The 24,122-nt window shown below is 53.9% G+C and carries 14 protein-coding genes and 1 tRNA gene; 4 read left to right on the top strand and 11 right to left on the bottom strand.

What is annotated here, in order from left to right; genetic code table 11:
- The 4 genes from RWJ96_RS02205 to RWJ96_RS02190 form a co-directional block, all read right to left on the bottom strand.
- Nucleotides 1-2,007, bottom strand: a complete 2,007-nt coding sequence (locus RWJ96_RS02205) for a site-specific DNA-methyltransferase (RefSeq protein ID WP_314018714.1) — start codon at nucleotides 2,005-2,007, stop codon at nucleotides 1-3.
- Between the two features lie 273 nt (nucleotides 2,008-2,280).
- Entirely contained in the window at nucleotides 2,281-3,342 is a 1,062-nt protein-coding gene (locus RWJ96_RS02200; protein WP_314018713.1) for an ABC transporter substrate-binding protein, read from the bottom strand.
- A gap of 40 nt (nucleotides 3,343-3,382) precedes the next feature.
- Nucleotides 3,383-4,144 carry an ABC transporter ATP-binding protein gene (locus RWJ96_RS02195; RefSeq protein ID WP_314018711.1) on the bottom strand — a complete coding sequence of 254 codons (762 nt, stop codon included), beginning with the start codon at nucleotides 4,142-4,144 and terminating at the stop codon, nucleotides 3,383-3,385.
- A gap of 1 nt (nucleotide 4,145) precedes the next feature.
- Nucleotides 4,146-5,207, bottom strand: coding sequence for an iron ABC transporter permease (locus RWJ96_RS02190; RefSeq protein ID WP_314018709.1), 1,062 nt, complete (start codon nucleotides 5,205-5,207; stop codon nucleotides 4,146-4,148).
- A gap of 217 nt (nucleotides 5,208-5,424) precedes the next feature.
- On the opposite strand from RWJ96_RS02190, the gene RWJ96_RS02185 reads away from it, so the two are divergent.
- Nucleotides 5,425-6,111 carry a hypothetical protein gene (locus tag RWJ96_RS02185; protein ID WP_314018707.1) on the top strand — a complete coding sequence of 229 codons (687 nt, stop codon included), beginning with the start codon at nucleotides 5,425-5,427 and terminating at the stop codon, nucleotides 6,109-6,111.
- 492 nt (nucleotides 6,112-6,603) lie between these two features.
- Here the strand turns inward: RWJ96_RS02185 and mcrC are convergent, their stop codons facing one another.
- The 3 genes from mcrC to RWJ96_RS02170 form a co-directional block, all read right to left on the bottom strand.
- The gene (gene mcrC / locus RWJ96_RS02180) at nucleotides 6,604-8,109 is read right to left on the bottom strand and encodes a 5-methylcytosine-specific restriction endonuclease system specificity protein McrC (RefSeq protein ID WP_314018706.1); all 1,506 of its coding nucleotides are present in this window, start codon (nucleotides 8,107-8,109) and stop codon (nucleotides 6,604-6,606) included.
- A complete protein-coding gene (locus tag RWJ96_RS02175) occupies nucleotides 8,076-10,274 on the bottom strand; it encodes an AAA family ATPase (RefSeq protein ID WP_314018705.1) in 2,199 nt (732 codons plus the stop codon). The genes mcrC and RWJ96_RS02175 overlap by 34 nt, the downstream gene beginning before the upstream one ends.
- Nucleotides 10,275-10,862: 588 nt before the next feature.
- Nucleotides 10,863-10,939, bottom strand: a tRNA-Met gene (locus tag RWJ96_RS02170).
- Nucleotides 10,940-11,153: 214 nt separating this feature from the next.
- On the opposite strand from RWJ96_RS02170, the gene RWJ96_RS02165 reads away from it, so the two are divergent.
- Nucleotides 11,154-12,770, top strand: coding sequence for a UDP-N-acetylmuramoyl-L-alanyl-D-glutamate--2,6-diaminopimelate ligase (locus RWJ96_RS02165; RefSeq protein WP_314018704.1), 1,617 nt, complete (start codon nucleotides 11,154-11,156; stop codon nucleotides 12,768-12,770).
- 403 nt (nucleotides 12,771-13,173) lie between these two features.
- Here RWJ96_RS02165 and RWJ96_RS02160 read toward each other — a convergent pair whose 3' ends face one another.
- Nucleotides 13,174-15,645: a phosphoketolase gene (locus tag RWJ96_RS02160; RefSeq protein ID WP_314018702.1), complete on the bottom strand. Its 2,472-nt coding sequence runs from the start codon at nucleotides 15,643-15,645 to the stop codon at nucleotides 13,174-13,176.
- A gap of 550 nt (nucleotides 15,646-16,195) precedes the next feature.
- On the bottom strand, nucleotides 16,196-17,380 hold the full coding sequence (locus RWJ96_RS02155) for a LacI family DNA-binding transcriptional regulator (RefSeq protein WP_314018699.1): 1,185 nt from the start codon (nucleotides 17,378-17,380) through the stop codon (nucleotides 16,196-16,198).
- A 218-nt stretch (nucleotides 17,381-17,598) separates the two neighbouring features.
- On the opposite strand from RWJ96_RS02155, the gene RWJ96_RS02150 reads away from it, so the two are divergent.
- Complete coding sequence (locus RWJ96_RS02150; protein ID WP_314018697.1) at nucleotides 17,599-18,963, top strand: PFL family protein; 1,365 nt, start codon at nucleotides 17,599-17,601, stop codon at nucleotides 18,961-18,963.
- 520 nt (nucleotides 18,964-19,483) lie between these two features.
- Here the strand turns inward: RWJ96_RS02150 and RWJ96_RS02145 are convergent.
- Both RWJ96_RS02145 and RWJ96_RS02140 read right to left on the bottom strand, forming a co-directional pair.
- On the bottom strand, nucleotides 19,484-20,638 hold the full coding sequence (locus tag RWJ96_RS02145) for a GTP-binding protein (RefSeq protein WP_314018695.1): 1,155 nt from the start codon (nucleotides 20,636-20,638) through the stop codon (nucleotides 19,484-19,486).
- Between the two features lie 112 nt (nucleotides 20,639-20,750).
- Nucleotides 20,751-21,809 carry an NAD(P)-dependent alcohol dehydrogenase gene (locus tag RWJ96_RS02140; RefSeq protein WP_035433270.1) on the bottom strand — a complete coding sequence of 353 codons (1,059 nt, stop codon included), beginning with the start codon at nucleotides 21,807-21,809 and terminating at the stop codon, nucleotides 20,751-20,753.
- 864 nt (nucleotides 21,810-22,673) lie between these two features.
- Between RWJ96_RS02140 and RWJ96_RS02135 the strand changes: the two genes are divergently transcribed.
- Nucleotides 22,674-23,546 carry a YdcF family protein gene (locus tag RWJ96_RS02135; RefSeq protein WP_314018693.1) on the top strand — a complete coding sequence of 291 codons (873 nt, stop codon included), beginning with the start codon at nucleotides 22,674-22,676 and terminating at the stop codon, nucleotides 23,544-23,546.
- Nucleotides 23,547-24,122 lie beyond the last annotated feature (576 nt).

The following is a 24,122-nucleotide window of genomic DNA, read 5'->3' as shown; positions in this document are numbered from 1 at the left end:
TTATGACTCCTTCGAGTACGAGAAAACCTCGTCAGGAACGAGGAAAATACGAGAACCACGACTCAGTTTGCGGAGGTGTTCACGGACGCCATCGACAACTCCCGTGGCAGCAAGCACCATGGTTTGGCCCTCGTGTAGACGGGAAACAAGCCAATCAACAAGCTCAGTAGTTGCCACACCCTCCCAGACTTTGAGAACGGTGTCTCCTCTATAGCCCTCGAAGTAGTAGCCGTCATAGCGAGACCAGTCGCCAAGATCTAAGAGCTTGAAGCCAAGATTTGCTGCAATGGAACAAATGAGCGCATCGCCCGTGGCAGTGCTGGTGAGAACGGTTCTATCGAGCTCGGGATCGTAATCAAAGCAAGCCGGAGAGAGATGAGCGACCGTAAAACCGCCGCCGCCGCGCCAGTTGAGTGTAGTCTTGGTCTTCTTGGTCTTGGTCATCTTCTTGAGTTGCTTTACTACCTGATCTTTCTTCAGTTCCTCATCATCAGCAACGAGCTTGTTCAGAATCGACGTGAACTTCGCAGCATCATCTGCGCTCACCCCGTCGGGGAGTTCCACACCTTCATCAGCAACGCGCTCTGGCCTTTCTGCTGTAATGCCGCCTGGGTCCTCGTTGTTCACGACCTTCTCAAGGCGCGGTTTCGTATAATCGTTGAAGTTGGACTCTAGGAGTTCGCAGGTAACCCAGCGACGCCCCATCTTCTGCGCCACGGCAGCTGTGGTGCCAGAGCCTGCAAAGCAGTCGAGCATAATGTCTCCGGGGTTCGTCCCGATGTGGATGATGCGCTCAAGTAGACGTTCGGGCTTAGGCGTAGCAAATGGAGTCTCGCCCGGGAAGAGAGCTTTTATCTCGTTCTTTGCCTCATCGTTAGAACCAACCTCTCCCGTGAACCACAGGTCTTCAATCGCACGCCCATCCATATCGGACAGATACGTTTTCTTACGGAATCCGCCACGGCCACCTCGTGTGATATATACAATAGGCCACTGCCCACGCTCATACACCGTCTCTCCGATGCAGCTATCGAAATTTGGAATTATAAGTGCAGGCACATCTGGTCGAACTTCGCTTTCATCGATGCCACAGACCCGGCTGCGCGCCGCCGCATCATCGATTACCTGAAGCTCGTACGCCGGGTTCCAACCCTTCATAATCTGTAAAAATCCATCTTGGCCGAAACGCCAGCATTGCCCATTTGGCGGATAAACAATTTCTCCTGTAATTGGGTGTTGTATGCCAAAGACCATTCCCTGGTGAGTCTTAGCACCGGGACCTGTAGCGGGAGCACTTGTCCAAGGTCCTTTTTGATCCTTATCATCGTTTAAGTAGGCACTATTCATAGCTGCAGTTCTTGGCAGCTTATTCAAAAAGAACGAAGGACTTCTCCTATAGACAAGCAAGACGTCATGCCGCCCCGATACAAGACGAGCATCATTGCGCGGTTTGAAAGTCTTCTCCCATGCAATTTCGGCTACGAAATTTACACTTCCAAACACTTCATCCAACAGAAGGCGCATACGATGCACTTCCATGTCATCCAAGTGCACCCAGATGGAGCCATCATCTGAAAGCAGGCGCTTCAGATTCAGAAGACGGTCTCTGATCATGGTGAGCCAGATAGAGTGCTCAAGGTTGTCCTCGTAGGAATCGAACGTCTGCGAGGTGTTAAACGGAGGATCGATGTAGACGAGCTTTATGTTGCCCACATACTTCTCGGCAAGTTCAGGAACACGGGTGAGCGCTTCGAGCACGTCGCCCGACTCACCGTTGATAAGTAGGTTGTCCGTCTGTGGTTCTAAATCTGCACGCGCAGAGTAGTTGTGCATGTCATCCTTGGGTGTTTGCACGCCCTCGACATATCCATCCACTACAAGCGTGTGTGTCTCGCAGTAACGCGGGTCAGCGGGGTCAACCCACATGTAGCCATACTTGCCCGCCTCCGTTGGTATGAGTGCTTTGTCCTTGTTGTACCATGTCAGCTGCAGACGGCTTTTTGACATCCCTGCGCCCTTCCTGCCAAGTGCTCGTATTTATGCAAGCGCACGCTTGGCAAACGTAGAGATCCTTCCTTGGCCATATCAATTTAAGCTGGTTGTGAGAAGTTGAACTCCGAAACCTGATGCGTGCATGGCTTGTAAGACCTTATACGTCTCATTTTTTAACGTGCGAAGTTAAGATACATTTTAGCATTTTGACAAATTCGCACCCCTCTAATAAGACCACGCAGGAAACAAAATCCTGCGTGGTCTCTACGGCGCGTATGTCAAATACGTCTATTTCTGAGGATACAGAACCTCAAGGATCTTCTCGGCAGAATCAAATGCGCGTGGAGAGTAATCAATGTACTCTGAGTATGGAATCTCTACGATGCTCTTGTTGGCAATAGCAGGGACGTTCTGCAGGGAGCTCTCGCCCAGAAGGGTGTCTTTAGCTGCGGCGTCAGTTGCCTTGTTGCGCTCTGCGGTGACGTAAATAATGACGTCAGGGTTGAACTTAATCAGATTCTCGTACGTCAGGCCGTTTGCAGACTGAGTTGTCGCAGGAGTAGCTCCGAGCTGGTCAATGATAGTAAACTCAAGGCTCTTCTCGCTACCACCAAAGAGACCAAACGTACCGTCCTTAAGGTTGGTCATGACCAGCACGGTCTTCTTTGCATCTTTCTCGTGTGCTTTAACGCGCTCGTTAATGGCATCAAGGCGCTTCTGCAGGTCAGCAGTATAAGTGTCGGCATTGCTCTGAACGTCAAAAATAGATCCAAGATTCTTAATGTCAGAAATAATTCCGGCAAGCGTTGGATCGCCCTGCTCAGAAGATGCCAGCTGGGTATAGACAGAAATTCCCAGGTCAGCGTAGCCCTTTGGAGAAGTCTGGTCCTTTGAAGTAAAGAGGCGTGAGCGTCCCACAATAAGGTTTGGATTAGCGGCAACAACAACCTCGCGAGAAAGGCTCTTCTTATCGCCCAGCTGCTTGATGTTCGCATACTCATCAGCAATGTCTGAAGGCATTGGTGCATCAGGCTTGATAGTGCCAATAATCTTGGAGCCAAGGCCCAGACGCAGCAGAATCTCAGCGGCGGAGTCTGTCAAGGTAACAACACTCTCAGGAGCCTTGTCAAACTTTGCCTCAAACTCATTGCCGTCACCGTCATAGAGCTTGAACGATACTGGATAGCTCGTATTGGCCGATTTCTTTTCTTCTGTATCAGGGGTAGATGGGCTAGACGTTGCATTGTTGCACGCAGTAAGACCCAATCCAGCAGCAGTTGCAGCAAACCCTGCCGCAATGCTCAAAAAATTCCTTCTCGTAAAGAGATTTGAACTTACACGAGGATCCATCGGATATCCTTTCATTCATCTGTTGATACTCAACAGATGATTAATATACGTAATCAATGCTGATGCCGTTTCCAGCAGTTGATGGCCTCACTGCACCCTCAACGCCATACACATCAGCAAGTAACTCAGGGGTCACAATATCCTCAGGTGTTCCCTCGGAAACAATAGTCCCCTCTTTTAAGAAATACAGGCGGTCGACATAATGAGCTGCCATCACAATGTCATGCAAAACAGCCAGGCAGCTGATACCAAGATTGCGAACAAGGCGCAAAATATCAATCTGGTACGTAATATCAAGGTGATTAGTAGGCTCATCAAGCACCAGAAACTCTGGTTCCTGAGCCAACGCACGAGCCAACATGACACGTTGTTTCTCGCCACCTGAAAGCGTGGCAAAAGAGCGATCTTCAAAGCGAGAAAGGCCAACTTTCTGAATAACGTCAGACACGATTGACTCGTCGTGATCGGTTTCTTTTGACAGCGCCGACTGATGAGGACTGCGTCCCAGCGACACAATCTCGCGAACGGTAAAGTCAAAGGACAGCGAGTTAAACTGGCTTACAACCGCAACTTTGCGCGCAAAGTCACGGCGTGATATCTCAGTGGCGTCTCGTCCGTCCCACAGGATCTGCCCGTCATAGCGATGGCCAAGACCGTAAATTGCTCGCAAAAGCGTAGACTTGCCAGATCCATTAGGGCCAAGGATGCCCACAAACTCGCCATCTGCCACGTTGAGCGAGACGTCCTTTACGATTTGCTTGTTATGAATGGCGACCGATACATTTTGCACGTCAAGGCGCATGTTACTCACCATCCCTAAAGCTATAGTTGCGGGCGACCATGATGTAGACAAAGAACGGCGCGCCTACAACAGCGGTCAGGATGCCAATAGGAACCTCGGCGTTGCCCAGGACGGTACGAGCACAGGCATCTGCCCAAAGAATAAAAATAGCTCCCAGTACCAGCGCAGTTGGCACCAGCCTTCGGTGATCGGACCCAACAAACGAGCGCGCAATATGCGGAATGATAAGGCCAACAAAACCGATGGTTCCCACTGATGAAACCAGCGTGCCAACCATGAGGGCAGAAATGGTCAAGTAGGCCCACCTGCACAAATTGGTATTAAGGCCAAGCGTTGTAGCAGCCTCGTCTCCCATCAACAGCACGTTGAGAGAGCGGAACTGCGTTAAGAAAAACACACTGACAAGAAGTACTACGACAACGGAAACGCCAACGTTTCCCCAGCTTGCTCGTGCCAAAGAGCCCATGGTCCAAAACTTCAAGTCCATCATGCCCTCGGCATTGGCAGCGATTGTAATAATGAAATTAGAAAGAGCTGTGAACAGGGCGTTCAAAATCATGCCTGAAAGAACAAGCTTTGACGACGTCATATGTCCGCCGGTAGACGCCAGCAACAAAACGCCAATCGTAGCGATTGTTGAGCCAATAAACGAGAACAGCGGCACCGAAGAAATTCCCACAACGTTTACTGCGCCGGCTCCAAGCATGATGGCACAGGTGGCTCCGCACGAAGCTCCTGATGAAATGCCCAAAATATACGGCTCAGCCAAGGTATTTTGAACTGACGCCTGCATGACAACACCCGAAAGCGCAAGGCCAGCTCCGGCTACCACACCCAAGATGATGCGAGGAAAACGTAGCGACCAGACGACTTTCTCGACAGGTCCTCCTGCAGCTAGAGCCTCCGGTAGCGGCATGCCAAAAAGATGATGTGTCAGCACGGCATATGCGTCTTGCAAAGACACGCCAATGGCGCCCATTGTTGAAGTTACTACAATACTCGCCGCCAGAATTGCAACGAGAACACCCATGAAAAGACGGAACGGACCGGCTTTTCTTATCATACAATACCCCTCTAAAAATACGCTGCTTTTCTTTGCACATAAGACATAAGTTGCAGTCAGAGCAGAAAATTTGAGAGTTAACTATAACTTACTTTTTGAGTTATGAGAAGTCGGACATAGTAAGAAATGTCTAAAATAGCTACATCTCTTTATGGGATCTACCGTCCGGCGATGTACATCGCTGGTAGCTAACAGACAGTAACAGACAAGGATTTTCATGGATTTATCAGCTCTGCCCGACAACACGATCACAATCGGAGAACGCTCCGAAGTTCCTGGTCTTCTTGTAATTCTCCACGGCTCTCTGCTGACACCAAAGATAGCTGCCCTTATTTCTTCTGGAAAACTTGACGAGGCAAAGCTTCCCCAACGCCTCGTCATTACGGCGTCGTCTGATCAAGACTGCTATTCTCCCTGGCCTGCAACGAGCGCAAGGCCAAAGGCTCCCAATTTTGGAGGATTTGGACGAGAATTTCTTTCTGACGTCGTACTTCCAGCTGCTGAGAAGTACGCTGCTCTAGCTACTCATACCGCTCAGGGCACATGTCCTCTTTCTTTGCTTGGCTACTCATTGTCGGGTTTGTGCAGCCTCTTTGAGATGCAGACAACCTGCACCTTTGACCAGTATCTTCTGGCAAGTCCAAGCACATGGTTCCCCAATTTTGTTGAAACTTTTGATACGAGCCACGTGCGTTCAGACATTCGCTGGTGTATTGCAAGCGGAGAAAACGAAGGTGAACACCACCCCGAGCCCCTGCTCTCAGTAAGGCAAACTACAGATGCGCTGGTAGAGAAGCTGGGGCCTGCTGCTCCGAATTATCAGCGTCTGCTGGATTCCTATGACCATCACAAGGGTCTTGAGCTGAGATTACAACGGTTGCTGCAGTTTGGATTTGACGCGTAGAGGGGTGTTTTTCTTGCGTGGAGGCGATGTTCGCGGCTTGATGGGCGGCTGCCGAAGACAGCCCGACCAACCAGCATTGATTACTAACAAAAAACCCGCCGAGGGCGGGTTTGAAATTCTTATGGTCGCGGGGGCAGGATTTGAACCTACGACCTTCGGGTTATGAGTAAATTAGGATAGAGGTTTCATAAATTTTTTTCATCTATCTCACCTGAGCATACTGTACTAATTAGGCGCTTTGTGCTTTTGCATCTCCAACGTTCTGTAGAAATCTACTTCTTCTACATCTCCAACTTCATTTTGGCAGTCCTTTCGTACACTGACTCCGTCTCGCCTTGAGATCGGATCCCCCAACACGAGAAGCCAGACGGCCATGAGAAAGAGCATTAACGAGAGGTCGCATGAGGCAATCAGCGCGAACCTAAAGCACAGGGGCATTGCAGCAAGACGAACCCATCCTCATCGCAAGGTATCTCTATGGCGAAGCTCAAGTCATCGCTCATTGCTGCCTCCATTGTCAATCTCGCGCAGCCTCAACAGCCAGCGTCTAATGCTCCCGTCCTCAAAGAAGCCAAGTAGCGCTCCGTCGCAGAAGCGTTCTGCCCTCACGGCTCCCAGCAGAAGTGCCATCACCGCCTGGCCGTCGAAATCCGACACGTCTGCTCTGGACATTGCCTGGCTGCCCCACTCAAGCCCGTTGCGCTCGAGTATGTCGCGGTAATGCGTGAGTTCATATTCGGGATGCTCGTCCGCAAAGTCGTAGATTGCCTGTTCAACATTCGTGACTGTCGTTTCGTAGTCCACGTAAGGCATCTGAATTGGGTCATCCATAGTGCCCTTGCTCTCTCGGTCTACGACCCAGTTGCCAAATCTCTCGGCTTTCTCAATGGCAGGCAGGTGCTTCGTCAGTCCTTCAAACACAGGCTCCTCCTTTGAGAAATATGCCTTGGCAATTCCATCGAGCTGCGAGCGTATCTCCTCGAAAGGCTGGTTGAGATCGAGCGTCCTCACGCTTATCTGGTTGCCGCTCATCTGGTACACACCATCAGGCTGAATTTCTTCGTCGGTCTTTGCGTAGAGCAGCATGCCCGATACACTGTGGGCTTTGGGGATACTGGAAAGCTCCACTTCCTTGTTCTTCACGTAGGTGAAGATCTGGTACAGGTTACTCGAATGGACGCTTCGCTTGTCAAACTGCTGTTGCATTGTGCGGCTGTAGTACTTCGCGTCGATGATGAGGACAGTCGTGCCCTGCTCGAGCGTTATGTCAGTGTGCATGGCGGGGAGCATATCGTCGAAGCCGTCGTCGAGCGCCCAGCTGATGTACGGCGCCCCTGCAGAAAGCTCTGGGTGCTCGCGTCTGTAGTACTCAAGGATGAACTTCTCGTACAGGTGGCTCATGCGTTGCTCGTCGAGGAGGTCCATCATGCGGATGCTTCCGTCTTCCTGCGTCTGGAGGAGGCCCTTCACGACCAGCCAGCACACATTCATGAGCATGCGGTAGGCCTGATTGTTCCGGTCGAAGCGCATGTGCCAGTCCTCATGTGCAAGGTCTACGTCGCCCACGTCCACGAAGTACGGTAGCAGCCGCCTGAGCGCCTTCTTGCGCACCTTGTCGATGCCAGAGCGGACCAGGAGCACGATCGTCGCTTTGAGGATGCGGTTCATGCGCGTGTCCGTGCTGAACTCGTCGTAGCTGCAGACCAGCTGCCTGCGCAGGATTGAGCGGGTCTTCAGGGACTCGGACAGCTCAATCTTTCCCCTCGGGGAGGAGAGCGCCTCCTCGCGGTCGACGTATTCCCGGCCGAGACCGCGCTTGAGCTGCAGGCTCACGCCCCGCGCCAGTATCTCGGCGAGGAGGTCGGCGGTGTTGTCGAACTCCTCGGCAGCGACGTCGCGGTAGCCCTGCCCCTGCAGCGTCTGGAACGCGTAGGCGAGCATGTGGTAGATGTTCTGTATCCGGATCACTGGATGGACCTGCGCAGCTTGCCGGCCCACTCGTCGACCTTGGAGGACTCGTCGAACCAGTACTCGCGTAGCATAGGCACGAGCTCGTAGTCGACGATTGCTGAGAGCTTCTCGTCCGTCACGTCGTCCGGAGTCATGCGGCAGAAGTAGCTATGGCCAATGCAGAAGCCGTCGCCGAGCGACTCGTCGGAAGCAATCGCCTCGTTCAGCTTCACGACGCAGGCGACGAGCCTGTCGAACTTCTCGCTGGCAAGCCCCTCCTGGTACGCGACAAAGCTCTCCGTGTCGAATGCGGGGCGGAGGTCGAAGAACGCGAAGCGGCGGCGCAGGGCGTAGTCGAGCATAGCGAGCGAGCGGTCCGCTGTGTTCATCATGCCGATGAGGTAGACGTTGCTCGGGACATAGAACAGCTCGTGCGAATAGAGCAGCTGCAGCGTGTTCCTCGGTCCGCGCTTGTCGTTCTCGATGAGCATGAACAGCTCACCGAAGATCTTCGAGAGGTTACCGCGGTTGATCTCGTCAATGATGAAGAAGTAGTCGTTGTCAGAGTCGTCCTGCGCCTTCTTGCAGAAGCTGTAGAACGTGCCCTTCTCGAGGTCAAAGCCCTGCGCATTCGGGCGGAACCCCTCGATGAAGTCCTCGTAGCTGTAGCTCTGGTGGAACTGCACCATCATCACGCGCTCGGCGTCCTTCACACCCATCATGGAATAGGCCAGGCGCTTTGCGGCGAAGGTCTTGCCCACGCCCGGGGCGCCCTGCAGGATGATGTTCTTCTTCGCGCGCAGGACGTTGGCGAGGGTCCCGTAGCGCTCGGCGTCCATGTAGACCTCCGAGAGAAAGTCCTCGGGTGTGTACGTCGGGTATTCGACTTCTCCCGCTTCCTCCTCGGCTTCGCTGCCCTCTTCTTCGAAGAACGAGCTGAGCTTTTCAACGAGGTCGGGATAGGCGGTGATGTCCGTCAGGGTCTTCCTGGCGAGGAGGTCTTCTGTTTGCCACTCTCCGCCGTGCGTCCAGCGTACCTTGCGGATGTTCGGGTAGGAGTCGCCATTGTCGTCGAACTGGTAGTCCCCCTCGACGACGCCGCGGCCTATGATCACGCTACGGCCCCGCTTCGCGAAGACGACATCGCCCGGCTTCAACTCACGAGAGAACTGCCAGAGCGCGAGTGCGGAATTCTTCTGCGAGTACTTGCTGCTGTACAGGATGCGCAGGCTCTTGCGGATGTCTTCCTTGCTAGCGTACTGCTCGACGTTGCCGAGCTTGCTCCAGCCGATGCCCATGATGCCGCGCGCGTAGAAGTCGTCCCACCTAGCGGCGCCGTCTCCCGGGGAGTAGGTCCAGTAGTGCGTGGTCCTGACACCCTCGTCTCCGAGGGCGTTTTCCTCCGCTTTCACAGCTGCTGCCTTCTCGGCAGCCTTCCTCTCCTGGCTGACGCGCTCGGACTCCACGAAGGCGGCAGCTGTCAGCGAGGGGAAGTCTGTATACGGGCATCCGTCGCTTCCAAGCTCTGACTTGATGGTGTCGCAGATGGCAAGGTAGCGCTCTCCGTCGTGAACTGGCGAGTCCTTCTCCTTCGGCACTATGTCCGCGATTGCAGCGCCCGCCTTTGCGACGTCGGACATGAACCAGCGGTTGCGCGGGTCCAGGCTGATGAAGCTGTAGGGCCTTGCCCAGTAGAGGCCCATGGTGAGCTTCCAACCAAGCGTGAACTGGGTGACGGTGGCATCGAATGCCTCGACGAATGCCTTCCTGTTTGCTTCGCTATCGTCAGCGGCAAGCGCAACCTCGGCCTCGAACACGTGCCAAAGGTTGTCGATGTCGTTCTCGCCGCTCCGATCGTCATCGGAGAAGGCATAGAAGGTCGCGTTGAGGTTGTTGAGTACGGGGATACCCTCGAAGTCCGTGGGCTGGCCTGCCCCGACGCCGAATACCTCGGCGATGCCGGCGATGATCTTCTTCCGGTTTGCGTCCGTGATGCCCTTGTTGAAGAGGTCGAAGACGGTGAACGGATCGATGTCTTGGAGCTCATCTGCCTCGAGCTTGGGCAGTTGCATCCCGATGCGCGAATACACGTCGTTCAGCACAGAGATAAGCTTCTGCCGGTCGTTCTTGTATGCGAGCAGCTTGTCTGCGAACTCCTGATAGAAGCCCGTCCACGAGTGTTGATTGTCTATTTGTATCGCCGCCTTGCTCACAGCTTCCCCCCTTGTTCTGAATACAGGTCGAAGACCAAAACCCGTACGTGAGTAATCTGGCCAGGTTTATCGCTTCTCACGAACTGGCAGTCGAGTTCATTCCTGTCGATAGCCTTGAAACTGCGGATATCTTCATGTGACTGAAGGGCATTGCTCACATGTGCGAGGACATCGTCAAACCTGCGCTTCCGGGAAAACACTATCAGCGCTGTTTTGACATCGCGCCAAGTCAAGTACCCCAAGAGCTGAGCTATAGCGTCAGTGAACGCCGCCAACGAGTTGCTCCTGCAGTTCCATCTCGGTAGCGCCGCTGTTCACAAGCTCCGAATACTTCACCTCGTGCACCTGCCTTTGAGTAAATACAACGTGAATACATTCTAGCAGTAATGCATTTGTGTGAGTGCTAATTCCTGCAGCATGAGACAGATTTTCAGCTCTAAGCAAGCAGCCTATCTTGTGCGCACAACGCTCGAGATAGCGCTTGTCGACACCGGGAGCCGCGCCCATCGCGCCGCCGCTTCGATGGCGCGTCGCCCCACCCGGATGACGAGCAACAAAAAACCCGCCGAGGCGGGTTTAAAATTCTTATGGTCGCGGGGGCAGGATTTGAACCTACGACCTTCGGGTTATGAGCCCGACGAGCTACCAGACTGCTCCACCCCGCAATGTAAACGCTTGCGCGAACAAGTACTATACCTCGCAGCACTCTCTACGTCAAGCAAGATTGATGATTTTCTCGCCATGAGGGTGTGACGCTGACGTGCAAGGACCAAGAAAGTTGCACTGTCGCCAGCACAAGTGGGGTCAGACGGCTAAACTATTGATACTGTCTTTGGGGCGCTGTGCTTGCGCCAAACAGCTATCGAAGGACTTTTGAGGATGACATTACACGAGCTCCTGGCGCTCTTTACCAGCAAGAACATCGAGTACACTACCGCGCATCTTGACGCGGTGGATCAAAACGCACAGCTTACCGATGTTGCAAGCGATTCTCGTGAGGTCACCCCCGGTTCGCTGTTTGTCTGCAAGGGCGCTCACTTCTCGCCAGCGTATCTGGCAAGCGCGGTGGAGGCTGGGGCTGTTGCATACCTCTGTCAGCAGTCGATCGCGGAGGAGCTGCAGGCAGTGGCGCCAAACGTAGCCGCTATTTGCGTGGATGACGTGCGCCTTGCCATGGCCTACGCAGCCGCAGGCGTTGCGGGACATCCCGACAAGAAGCTCACCACCATCGGCATTACAGGCACCAAAGGCAAGTCTACCTGCTCGTATATGCTGCGCGCCATCCTTGACGGCGACGAGCCGTACTCCAAGTGCGGCGTAATTGGCGGTATTGAAGTGTTTGACGGCAAGGACACGCAGCCAGCTCACAACACCACGCCCGAAGCTCCTGAGCTGTGGCGTCATCTCAAGCATGCCGCAGAGGCTGGTCTCCCCTACGTTGACATGGAGATTTCCAGCCAGGGACTCAAGTACGACCGTACGGTTGGCCTCAATCTGAGCGTCGCGGTGTTCCTAAACATTGGAACCGATCACATTTCCCCTGTTGAACACCCTACTTTTGAGGATTACTTTGAGAGTAAGCTAAAGATTTTTGATCTTGCTCGTGTGGCCGTCATCAACAAAAACACCATGATGTTTGACCAGGTCATGGAGCGAGCGCAGAAGTGCGAGAAGGTCTTGACTTTCTCCACAACCGATTCCGACGCAACCGTTTGGGCGGACGAAATCACCCCTCGCCAGGGCATGGTCACGTTCACCGTGCACACCCCAACGTGGACCGGCGCGGCTGCGCTGCCCATGTCCGGCCTCTTCAACGTGGAGAATGCTCTTGCGGCAATCACCGTTGCCGACTACCTGGGCATTCGCGAGAAGGACGCTGTGCTTCCGCTGATGAACGTTAAGGTGCCAGGTCGCATGGAGCTCTTGAGCTCGCCCGACAACAAGGTCACGGGCTTGGTCGACTACGCCCACAACAAGCTTTCCTACCAGAAGCTTTTCTCGTCAACGTCCAAAGAATTCCCTGGTTATGGCCGCTATGTGGTCATGGGGGCCGTTGGCGGCAAGGCGTACAACCGTCGCCAAGAGCTGCCGGAAGAGGCGGCCAAGTGGGCTGACCTGATGATTTACACCACCGAGGACTGCAATATGGAAGATCCTGCGGTGATTTGCGCGCAGATGGCCGAGGCCACGCCTGAGGGCGCCGCGCACAAGATTATCCTTGACCGCTACGACGCCATTTACGAGGCAGTTTCCGCTGCTTACGACGACCCTCGCCCAGCGTTGGTGTATCTGCTTGCCAAGGGCGACGAGCCATTCAACATTATCGGCGGCAAGCACGTTCCGTGGATGACGGATGCCGCCGCGTTCAAGGCCGCTGTCCGAGCCAAGCTGGACGAGCGTGCCGACGCAGGTAGACGCACGGCGCAATTTGAGCCTGAAAAGTGCATGAAGTCTGAACGAATTTACTCAGACTTGATGAGAAAAACCGGCAAATAGCTCAGACTTCATACAATATTCCGGCAAATTGTTCAGACTTGGCGAGAAAATCAGGCTCCATGAAGGGGTCCGTGATAACCATCCGCCACCACCCCGGATTCAAGGTCACGTCCCGAAAACTCTGCCTGAAATGTGCAAAGAATCTGTATTTGAGACACAGATTCTTTGATGAAATCAGGCAAATCCACAGATTCTTTTGCATTTTCAGGCAAATTTTACAGATTCTTTGCAGAAATCGGGCACGCGCTGAACGCGCCTCTACCTGGCGAGAAATCCCACCCACTAGCAGCGCTTTCGCACAAGAAAGCCCGGTACCCACATGAAGTGGATACCGGGCTGAAGGCACGTTTGTGCAGCTAGCGCGGTCGCGCCACGCGCTCGGCGCTCGCAGCTCGAGAGCGTGTTACTCGTTGTCGCCAGCGGTTGCCTGAGTTGCAGAGATAGCCTGATCAGCATCGGAAGCGTCTGGCCAAGACCAGTCGGTGAATGCTGGGTGATCATAGCCCTTCTCGACAGCAAACTCGAAGGCCTCGGTGCGGAACTTCTCCCACTCGTCGATCTGATCTGCCCACTTCTGAGCGTCAATCATGCGGAGAGCGTCAGCAGCAAGTGCCCAACGGTCCATGTTGTTCAGGCGCAGCATGTCGTAAGGAGTTGTGGTGGAACCCTGCTCCTCGTAGCCGTGAACGTTGAAGTTGTCGTGGTTTGGACGGTTCCAAATCAGGCGGCGGACAGAACCGGCGTAAGCGTGGAACGCGAAGAGAACTGGCTTGTCTGCGGAGAAGAGCTTGGTGAACTCCTCGTCGGAGAGAGCTTCGTCGTTCTCGGAAGCGTTCTGAATCTTGAGCAGGTCAACAACGTTGACAAAGCGAGCCTTAATGCCCAGCTTGCCAAGCATGTCCAGAGCTGCCAGGAGCTCCTGAGTTGGGACGTCGCCGCAGGATGCGAGAACAATGTCCTCCTCGCCAGCCTCAGCGTTGGAAGCCCACTTCCACTCCTTAGCACCAGCTGCAAGCTCCTCGCGAGCCTCGTCGAGCGTTACCCACGTTGGAGCAGGCTGCTTACCAGCGAAGATTGCGTTGATGCAGTTCGTGGAGGTGTAGCACTTCTCGCCAACTGCAAGCAGGAGGTTAGCATCTGCTGGGAAGTAGATGTTGGTGATGTGGTCGTTGTTGAAGCTCTTGTTGAGCATGATGTCAACAAAACCAGGATCCTGGTGAGAGAATCCGTTGTGGTCCTGGCGCCAAACGTGGCTGGAGAGGACCAGGTTGAGAGCGGAGATAGGCTTGCGCCATGGGATGTGGCGAACGGTAGCCTCGAGCCACTTAGCGTGCTGGTTAATCATGGAGTCAATGATGTGAACGAATGACTCGTAGCTGGACCAGATGCCGTGGCGGCCGGTCAGAGTGTAGCCCTCAAGCAGACCCTCGCACTGGTGCTCGGAAAGCTGCTCGATAACGTTACCAACTGGGGAGATGTGCTCGTCGTTCTCAAAGTCGTCGTTGAAGCCGCCGAACCACTGCTTGTCGGTTACCTGGAAGGAAGGCTGCAGACGGTTGGAAGCAGTCTCGTCAGGTCCGAAGATACGGAACTCGGAGCGGTTGCTGTTGATGAGCTCAGCGGTGTACTCGCCAAGGACGCGTGTTGCCTCAGTAGCACCAAAGCCGTGGCCCTTCTCGGCAACTGGGATCTCGTACTTCTTTGCGTCAGGAAGGACGAGGTTGCGGCGGATTGCGCCACCGTTTGCGTTAGGGTTAGCGCCGAGGCGGAGGTCACCCTTAGGCATGAAAGCGGTAACCTCTGGACGGATTGCGCCCTTCTCGGTGAAGAGGGTCTCTGGCTTGTAGGAGCCCATCCAGTCGCGAAGGACCTGGAAGTGAGCCTCGGTGTCGCGAGCGGATGCCAGTGGAACCTGGTGTGCACGCCAAGAGCCCTCGGTCTTCTTGCCGTCGATGTAAGGAGGGCAAGTCCAACCCTTAGGGGTGCGGAAGATGATCATTGGGTAGTAAGGACGGGATGCGTCACCTGCGGCTGCGCGAGTCTTGATAGCGCAGATCTCGTTGAAGACAGCCTCGAGCAGAGCTGCGAAACGACGGTGGATGGATGCGTGGTCCTCGTCGTCAAAGCCTGCTACAAAGTTGTATGGGTGGTAGCCCATGCCGCGGAAGAACTCGTCGCGCTCGCCGTCGGAAATACGAGCAAGGATGGTTGGGTTAGCAATCTTGTAGCCGTTAAGGTGCAGGATTGGGAGAACGATACCATCGGTCAGTGGGTCCATGAACTTGTTGGTCTGCCAAGAAGTTGCAAGTGGGCCAGTCTCTGCCTCGCCGTCGCCAACAACAGCAACTGCTAGCAGGGATGGGTTGTCCAGGACGGCGCCGTAAGCGTGAGACAGGGTGTAGCCCAGCTCGCCGCCCTCATGGATGGAGCCTGGAGTCTCAGGTGCGTAGTGGGAAGGAATTCCGCCTGGGTAAGAGAAGCGACGGAAGAACTTCTGGAGGCCCTCTTCATCGTCGGTGATGAATGGATAGGTCTCGCGATACGTGCCGTCGAGCAGGGACTGTGCGGTACCTGCAGGTCCACCGTGACCAGGGCCCATGAGGAAGATGGTGTTCTGGTTATGGTCGCGGATGAAGCGGTTGACGTGGCCGAACAGGAAGTTCAGGCCTGGGGTGGTTCCCCAGTGACCAACCAGGCGATGCTTAACGTCCTCGCGAGAGAAACCGTCCTTCATAAGAGGGTTGCTGCGAAGATAAATCTGACCAACAGACAGGTAGTTAGCTGCGCGCCAATACCTATCGACGCCGGCAAGCTCGTCCTCAGATACAGGCTGATTCAGGGTCTGCCAAGGTGTGCCGTACACGGGCTGAGCCATGTGCTCCTCCTTTTCTTGGGCTGCTATCTGCGCGTTTACGCAGGTTAGGCAACCTCGTTGCTTCCATCACCTGAGCGAGTGTTTTGTTCGCACTCAACTGGGCGCGCATAAAACAACACATACATAACAGTATGATGCTTCGGCTATGTCTCAAGTACTACTCTAAGTGATAAAACGTTTTATCACTGTGAGATTTCTGGAAATTTCTTTCCTGAGAGACGCTTAAGGTGTCTTTTAAGCAGCAAAATGATCCCCCAACAGTACCCACAATGCCAAAATGCAACCAAAATGGTGCCCAAGTAAAGCGTATACGCACCAAAGTGGTAAAAAATGCGTTTAGTTGGGGATTTCATTTTTCTGCATACAACGTTTGCCCAGATAAAAGTTTTTGACGCGGTAAAAAATCTTCTTAGTTGGGGATAAATCGGCCAATTTTAAGTTTTCATCCCCAACTAAACGGGTTTTTTACCTTTTTCGGCACATAATTTTGAGCTCAAAAGTTATGTATTCATAAGAATGCATTTTTTTGCATGAATATGCAGAAATCTGATTAGCAACCCAAAACACGCACGCTATTCTTCTCAATCATGCGCGGCTCAAGGATTATTTGAATTGACGCGCCATCGTCCACCGGCTCATCTGCGTTTTCCAGGCCTGTTCCGGTAATCTTTGCAGAGAAAAGGTCTGTGCCGCTATCCGCACCAGCGCCACTATCAGCAGCTGCGCCCTCACCCGCACTAGCAGCGACACCCATCTCGGCGCCAACGCCAATACCTGTGCCAACATCCGCTCCATGCTCGCTCAGACGACGGAACATAATTGAAAGCGCAGCATCCGAGAGCTCATCAACATTTTGCTCAATCGAAGTCAGCGTTGGCTCAAACAGCGCGTCTGAAATGCTGTTATCGTATCCGACAACAGAATAGTCGCGCGGAACATGCAAACCACGCTCGTACAGATAGCGCAGCAAGCCCAACGCAATGTTGTCCGACGTTGCAACAACCGCCGTAGCGTTCACTCGAATCAGCTGCTGAGCTGCAAGATACGCATCAGGAATGTAATAATCGCTGGTCAGCACAAGCGACTGATCCAGCTCCAGGCCCTTCTCGCCAAGCGCGCGAACGTAGCCGTTGAGGCGCGCGCAGCCGGTGTTGGAAGCGGTGTTGACCATGCATGCGATACGGCGATGACCGTGATCTAGCAGGTATTTTGTGGCCAGATAGCCGCCAAGCTCATTATTGAACGTGACTTTGTCGCAGTCGAGCGCGTCGATGGTTCGGTCCACCATGACGTACGGCACGGGCAGCTGCTCCAGGTCGACGATGAGCTGCTTTGAGGCTTCTACCTCGTCGGACGTGATGATAAAGATACCGTCGGCGCCACGATTGACCAGCAGTCGTACAAGGTCCGCATCGTTTGACGTGCTGTTATCCGAGTTGGTGATGAACAGCGCGTACCCGCGCCGGCGACACTTCATCTCCAGCATCTTTGCAAACGACGAGAAAAACCGGCTCTCGATATTCGGCACGATCAGCCCCAGCGTCTGCGTGTGCTGTGTGACCAGGCTTCTTGCAATCTGGTTGGGAATGTAGTGCTCGCGACGGGCAACGTCGAGGATGCGGCGGCGGTTCTCGTCGCTCACGCGCACCGGCCGGCCGTTCAGTACCAGCGAAACCGTGGCGGGCGACAGCCCCACCTCGCGCGCAATCGTTTTTAGGGTGACTTTTTCCGCCACGTTACCTCGCAACTTGCCCCGTTTATCGTTGTTGCTTAAGTATAATAGTCGAGAAACCCCTGCGGCTGGTCGTCCGCCAAAAGCCAAGCCTTGTCTCCACACGACAACCGCATCCGTGGCTCGGCACCGCACGCAAGCTGCACCACGCCCCGGCACCGCACGCTATCTGCGGCCTTCGCCCCGGCACCGCACGACAACCGCATTCCGAGAGGACGCGCATGAACATCACTCCACAGGAAATCGCCGAAACCCTCGCCATGGTCAGCGAGCAGAACCTTGACCTGCGCACCATTACGATGGGCATCTCGCTCAATAGCTGCGCAGACGAGGACCTGGACCGCATGTGCCAGAAGGTCTACGACCGCATCACGCGCCAGGCCGAGCACCTGGTGTCCGTGGCCGAAGACCTGGAGCGCGAGTACGGCATCCCCATTGCCAACAAGCGCGTTTCCGTCACGCCAATCGCGCAGATTGCGGCATGTACATCGGCGCAGGATCTGACGCCGCTGGCTCACACGCTTGATCACGCGGCCGAGACGCTGGGCATCGACTTTTTGGGTGGTTTCTCGGCACTGGTCCACAAGGGCCTTGGTGACGCCGACCGCCGACTCATCGCATCCATCCCCGAGGCGCTGGCCACCACGTCGCGCGTCTGTTCCTCGGTAAACGTCGCGTCCACGCGCGCGGGCATCAACATGGACGCCGTCCTGCTCATGGCCCAGACCGTGCTCGAGGCCGCTCGCCGCACCACCGACATTCAGTGCTACGGTGCCGCTAAGCTGGTCGTTTTTGCCAACATGGTGGAGGACTCCCCCTTCATGGCCGGCGCGGTCCACGGCAGCGGAGAGGCAGACGCCGTCATTAACGTGGGCGTTTCCGGCCCTGGCGTCATGGCTGCGGCCCTCGCCGAACTCCCCGACTCCGCAAATCTCATGGACGTTGCCGAGAAGATCAAGCAGACCGCATTCAAGATTACCCGCGCGGGCGAGTTGATGAGCCGTGAGGCTTCAAGGCGCCTAGGTGTCGAGAAGGGCATCGTAGACCTCAGTCTTGCGCCTACCCCAGCAGCTGGCGATTCCGTCGCTAAGATTCTGGAGCTCATCGGCGTTGGCGAATGCGGTGGCCCCGGAACTACCTGCGCGCTTGCCCTGCTCAACGATGCCGTCAAGAAGGGTGGCGTCATGGCGTCGTCAAGCGTCGGCGGCCTGTCCGGCGCATTCATCCCGGTCTCCGAGGATGCGGGTATGATTCGCGCAGCTCAAGACGGTGCGCTTTCTCTCGAGAAACTCGAGGCAATGACGTCAGTCTGCTCCGTTGGCCTGGACATGATTGCAATTCCTGGCGATTCCTCCGTGGAGACCATCGCGGGCATCATCGCAGATGAGATGGCCATTGGCGTCATCAACACCAAGACCACAGCGGTCCGCGTTATCCCAGCTATCGGCTATAACGAGGGAGACGTCCTGGAGTTTGGTGGCCTCTTTGGTTCCGCGCCCATTATGCCGGTCAACCAGTTTGCAGGCTCAGTGCTTGCCCACCGAGGCGGTCGCTTCCCCGCTCCACTCAATTCACTCAAGAACTAGTAAAGAGCCTCCACATCTGAACTGCCTCCCATTTCTTATGTCCAAGAAATGGAAGGTAGTTCATGTGCGGGTGATTATGATTCTGTAGCGTGTTAGCGGCGGCTTTTAGGCCTGGCGCACAAAATAGCGCAGCTTTGGTAGGTTCTGCTGAAGAATCGACATGTTCTTAATCAAGATAGCCAAGAAGCTAGGCGGTCGCACTACCCGATATTCATCTCTATGCATAAACTTCAGCTAATATGCTTAAAAATGAATAGCGTCATATAAAAGATTTAACTATAGGTAAATTCCGCTTCTAAGGAACACACCTATGACAGATATTCTGCACAATTGCGGCCATATTACACATCAAATGAAGATAATCTGCACGTTTTAGCTATTTTCAGCGTCATGTATACGTCTTTTTGACAGATTATCTGACTTAGGTGTGTTTTGAACTGACTCCTATTTCTCGTGTCCAAGAAATAGGAGGTAGTTCAATCGGAGGCTTTTTTTAGTTGCAGTTTTACGCGCTTGCGACTCAGTGCTCGCCGTGCTCGTGGTGCTCGTGGTGCTCGCCGTGATCGTGCGCGTGGTGCTCGCCGTGCTTGTGGTGCTCGTGCGTGTGCCCGCCGTGCGCGTGATGCTCGTGTCCCTCGTGGTCGTGCTCGTGGCCCTCATGCTCGCAGTGTCCATGCTCGTAGTCGCAGTGCTCATGCACGCAGTGACCGTGCTCGTGGTCGCAATGCGAATGATCGTGCTCGTCAGCCAAGTCCGACTGCTCGTGCCAGAACGCCGGCACAAACGCCTCGCGAAGTCCATGGCGCAGCAGGTCGCGACCAATAAACACACACCTAGACTCTTCCTGAGGTTCGTCACCCGTAATCGCCCATGCGCGCTCTACCAGGTCAAACTTGACCCACTGATTACCACAAGGCAGCGTACCCTTTGCGCGCGCAAGCTTTCCAAAAACGCCAGCTGACGCTGCGTCCAAAAGCCAAATCAAATGCGTTGGACTGGGAAGCTCAGCGTGAGTGAGAGCCATAGTCTCCAGGTCAGGCCCCTCGTCCTTCTCGCTAGCTGGATCTTTAAGAACAGAACCGTCAAGCGCGCGCGTTAAAAGAGAGTTCCACCACTCATCAGGAATATCAGCATATGAAGACTCCGCAATAACCTCTGCCTGCGGATTCATTTCTGACGCAAGCTGCTTAATGGGCTCGGCAGCATCCTCGCTACCTGGAGCAAGCTTGGAAATCACCACGCTCGCAGCGGCGCTCAGCTGGTTATCAAAAATCTCTGGAAAATCGGTGCGCTGATTCTGCCACGAAACGGCGTCAACCACGGTAACCGGCGCCAGCAAACTAATGCGTTCCCAGGCTACCTGATTCACGTTATCAAGAATGCTCTGCAGCTTAGCCACGCCAGTTGGTTCAACAATTAAATACTCGGGGTCGATAGTGTTTGAAATGGTCAGCACCGACGTCGCAAAATCCTGCTTGCCCGAGCAGCAAATGCAGTTCTCGGTAGACTCCCAAACCTTGAGGTCGGAGTCCTGCCTTAGACGGCGCGCATCAATGTCTGCCTGGCCATATTCATTCTCGTAGATAGCAAAATCACGCCCAGTCCGGCGCACGAGCTCCTGAATGAAGGTGGTTTTACCAGCTCCAAGAAAGCCTGATACAACAAGGATTTTCATGAATACAACCGCTTCCTAAACTCCGTTGGCGCTCACCAGCGCAAAAAGCTGGCGAGAAAAACGAACTTCTCGCCAGCTCAAACGTACTAAATAACGCGACCTAGTTGATTACCTAGTCGATAACAACAACTGGCTTGATGAGGTCGGATGGCTTATCACGCATGGTGAAGAGAGCCTCCTCGAGGTGATCCCAGCCGTGATAGAGGTGAGTAACCTCTGGGTGAAGGTCCAGACGGCCAGAAGTGACCAGGCTGGAGAGCTTCTCCATGCGCAGACGGCCGCCAGGCATGAGGCCGCCACGGATGTCCTTGTGGCCCATACCAACGCCCCACTCGACGCGAGGAATGTTGACGTAGTCGCCGGAGCCCAGGTAGTTGACGTTACCAATCTTTCCGCCAGGCTTGAGTGCCTTGACAGCGTCCTCGAAGGTCTCGCAGCCGCCGCCGTCGACGCAAACGCGGTCAACGCCCTTGCCGCCGGTGAGCTCCATGACCTGCTCCCAGATTGGGCCGTCCTTGTAAGAGATGAAGTCGGTTGCGCCGTAGCCCTTAGCTGCCTCAACGCAGACTGGACGGGTACCAACAGCAATGATGCGAGAAGCACCGTGAAGTGCAGCACCAGCAACGGACATAAGGCCGACAGGTCCAATACCGATGACCAGGACGGTGTCGCCGAACTCAACGCCAGCCAGCTCAACTGCGTGGAAGCCGGTTGGAACCATGTCGGAAAGGATGCAGGCGTCTGCTGGATCCATGCCCTCTGGCATGTGAGCGAGGTTGCCGTCAGCGTCGTTTACGTGGAAGTACTCGGAGAAGACGCCGTCCTTGAAGTTGGAGAACTTCCAGCCAGCAAGCATGCCACCGGAGTGCATGGAGTAGCCGGCCTGTGCCTCAAGGGAGTTCCAGTCTGGAGTAATTGCAGGAACGAGGACGCGGTCGCCAGGCTTGAAGTCCTTGACGCACTCGCCAACCTCGACAACCTCTGCGGAGCACTCATGACCAAGAATCATGTTGTGACGGTCGCCGATTGCGCCCTCCCACAGAGTGTGAATGTCAGATGTACAAATTGCGACCGCAAGTGGCTTGCAGATTGCGTCCAGAGGACCACACTTTGGTGTCTCCTTCTCAATCCAGCCGGACTCGCCGATCTTGAGCATTGCATAACCCTTCATAAAACCCTCCTAAAATCTGTGTTTCTGCAGTTGAAACACTACCTACCTCGTGGAGGAGCACGCCTTTTGCGTGACACTGACGAGGCTTATAAACGTTTTTGCGAAAGCTCGCATACGAGCGTACGTGGTTGTTGCGGCCACAAATGGGTCCTCTCCACAACAAACTGCGAACACTCGCGAAGTACATTTTCAAGTACTTTTTTACGTAAATCTAGAACGAAACCGTGAAAGGTTGAGCAGACTTTCATGAATTTTAAGCTGACGAGAAATGCGGTTTACAAATATCCGATATTTGCGCACGTAGACAATGTGTACGCTAACATACCGTTAACCAAACCTCCGACCGATGCGAAACAACGCTTATCGGCAAACGGTTACCGTTCACCGAGTCAAATGGGCAACTGTCCACTTTTCTGTTGTAAGCGAGCGATGCCGAGTGGTATAAGTCGGCGCTTTGTGATGAAACAACGAATTAAAATTCAGCTTCTTAAGCTGATTGTTATAATTCTAGTAAATGGGTTTCTCGCCAACTGGTGACTGAAAAAACTCAGTTCTTATGAAGGAGACTGAATGATTCTTGATAGCATACTTAGGGATTTCGGAGTTCACCTTGACTGGCAATATGTGCTCTCATACACACTCTTACTAGCTCCAGCTGTTGTTCCAGGTGTGCTGTTTATTTACTCTTTTATCAAAGAACCTCGTCAATTCAGAAATGCGCTTTTTCTATTTGCAGCCCTTACATGGACCTCTGTTCTTTTAGTTTTTAAGCTTAATAGCTATATTCTAGGATTAGTTTTAGTTATCATAGTAGTTGCAACACCGTTTTTGACCATAGGTTTTCTACTTATTAATACGATAATTGTGGTAAAAAATAACGGATTTTCGCTGACTTCAATGCTGCCATTTTTGATGGCCGGATTTATCGTTTTACTGCTTTGTGCCCCATCACTTCTAAATTCTTTTGATCCAGATTCTCGCCACATTGTTGTTTTCTTGCTTGGACTCTTTACACTCGAAGGTATGTGGTTCTCATTTACCTTTGTGTCTTTGCTGTTCTACTCGTGGATTTATCGAATTCTTCCCCGCCGACGCAAATACGATTACATCATTATTCACGGCGCCGGGCTTGATGGCACGCGACCAACTCCGCTGCTCGCAGGAAGGATTGATAAGGCACTTGAACTGTGGAACAAGCAGCATCAGCAAGGAAAGTTTGTTGCTTCTGGCGGTCAGGGTGCTGACGAAGTAGTCTCCGAAGCTCAGGCCATGCGGGACTATCTTCTGGAGAAGGGTGTTCCGGCCGACGCGATTCTCATGGAAGACAAGTCGACCACTACCTGGGAAAACTTGAAGAACTCGATAGCCGTAATCCGCACCGACCATACCTCTGCCGCAAGCAATGACGCTGCGAGCGGCAGCTCGTCAGCAAGCAACGGTACTGCGGCAAGCGGCGACGTGACGGCAAGCGACAGCACGGGAGCCTGCGGCGACTTCACCACAGCAGTTGTAAGCAGCGACTTTCACGTTTTCAGGTGCGCCGAATACGCCCACAACCTGGGCATCAAGGCAGACGGCATCGGCTCGCACACCAAAGGTTGGTACTGGCCCACGGCGTTCATTCGCGAGTTTATCGCAATCACCAAAGCACACCTCTGGCCCTACCTGGTCATTGGCGGCATATACACGCTGATCAACGCGCTCAACTATGCGTTCTTCTACCTGGGAATTGTGTAACTGCAGAGCATGGCGCCCAAGGTGTAACTGGAAGATTTTTACTCCTGGCTACAACGTGCCTGATTTCTGCAAAGAATCTGTAGATTTTGCCTAAAAGCATCAAAGAATCTGTGGATTTGCCTGATTTTGTTAAAGAATCGGTGGCTCAAATACAGATTCTTTGCACTTTTTAGGCGGACTTTGAAGCGTACCCAAAGTTGGTTTCGCAAGCCCTTCCATGAACGCTCGCGCGGAGCCTGATTTTCTCGCTAAGTCTGTACGATTTTCCGGAAAAGTGCACCAAGTCTGAGTTATTTGCCGGTTTTTCTCGCCATGTCTGAGTGAATTTATTCAGACTTCATGCACCTTTCAGGCTCGTAATTCCAAGACACCGACGAAATTCGCAGTTTCAGCCCGCCGATGGAGCCACGACTCAGCGCAGAAACCATGTGTTATCTGCGCTAGTACAAGCTAGAGCCGCAAAACCGTATATACTCGAATGAAACGTTATCTGGCGAGAAACCCATGGGCTTGGAACCCTCGCGGACTTGGCGCTCGCCGCCAGCCGGCGCCCAGCGCTCGCTGCACACCCGGCGC

The organism is Lancefieldella parvula, assembly GCF_963547875.1.
In the GTDB taxonomy this organism is placed as follows: Bacteria; Actinomycetota; Coriobacteriia; order Coriobacteriales; family Atopobiaceae; genus Lancefieldella; species Lancefieldella parvula_D.
Note: the sequence above shows the minus strand (reverse complement) of the source record. Positions and strands in the feature narration are given on the sequence as shown.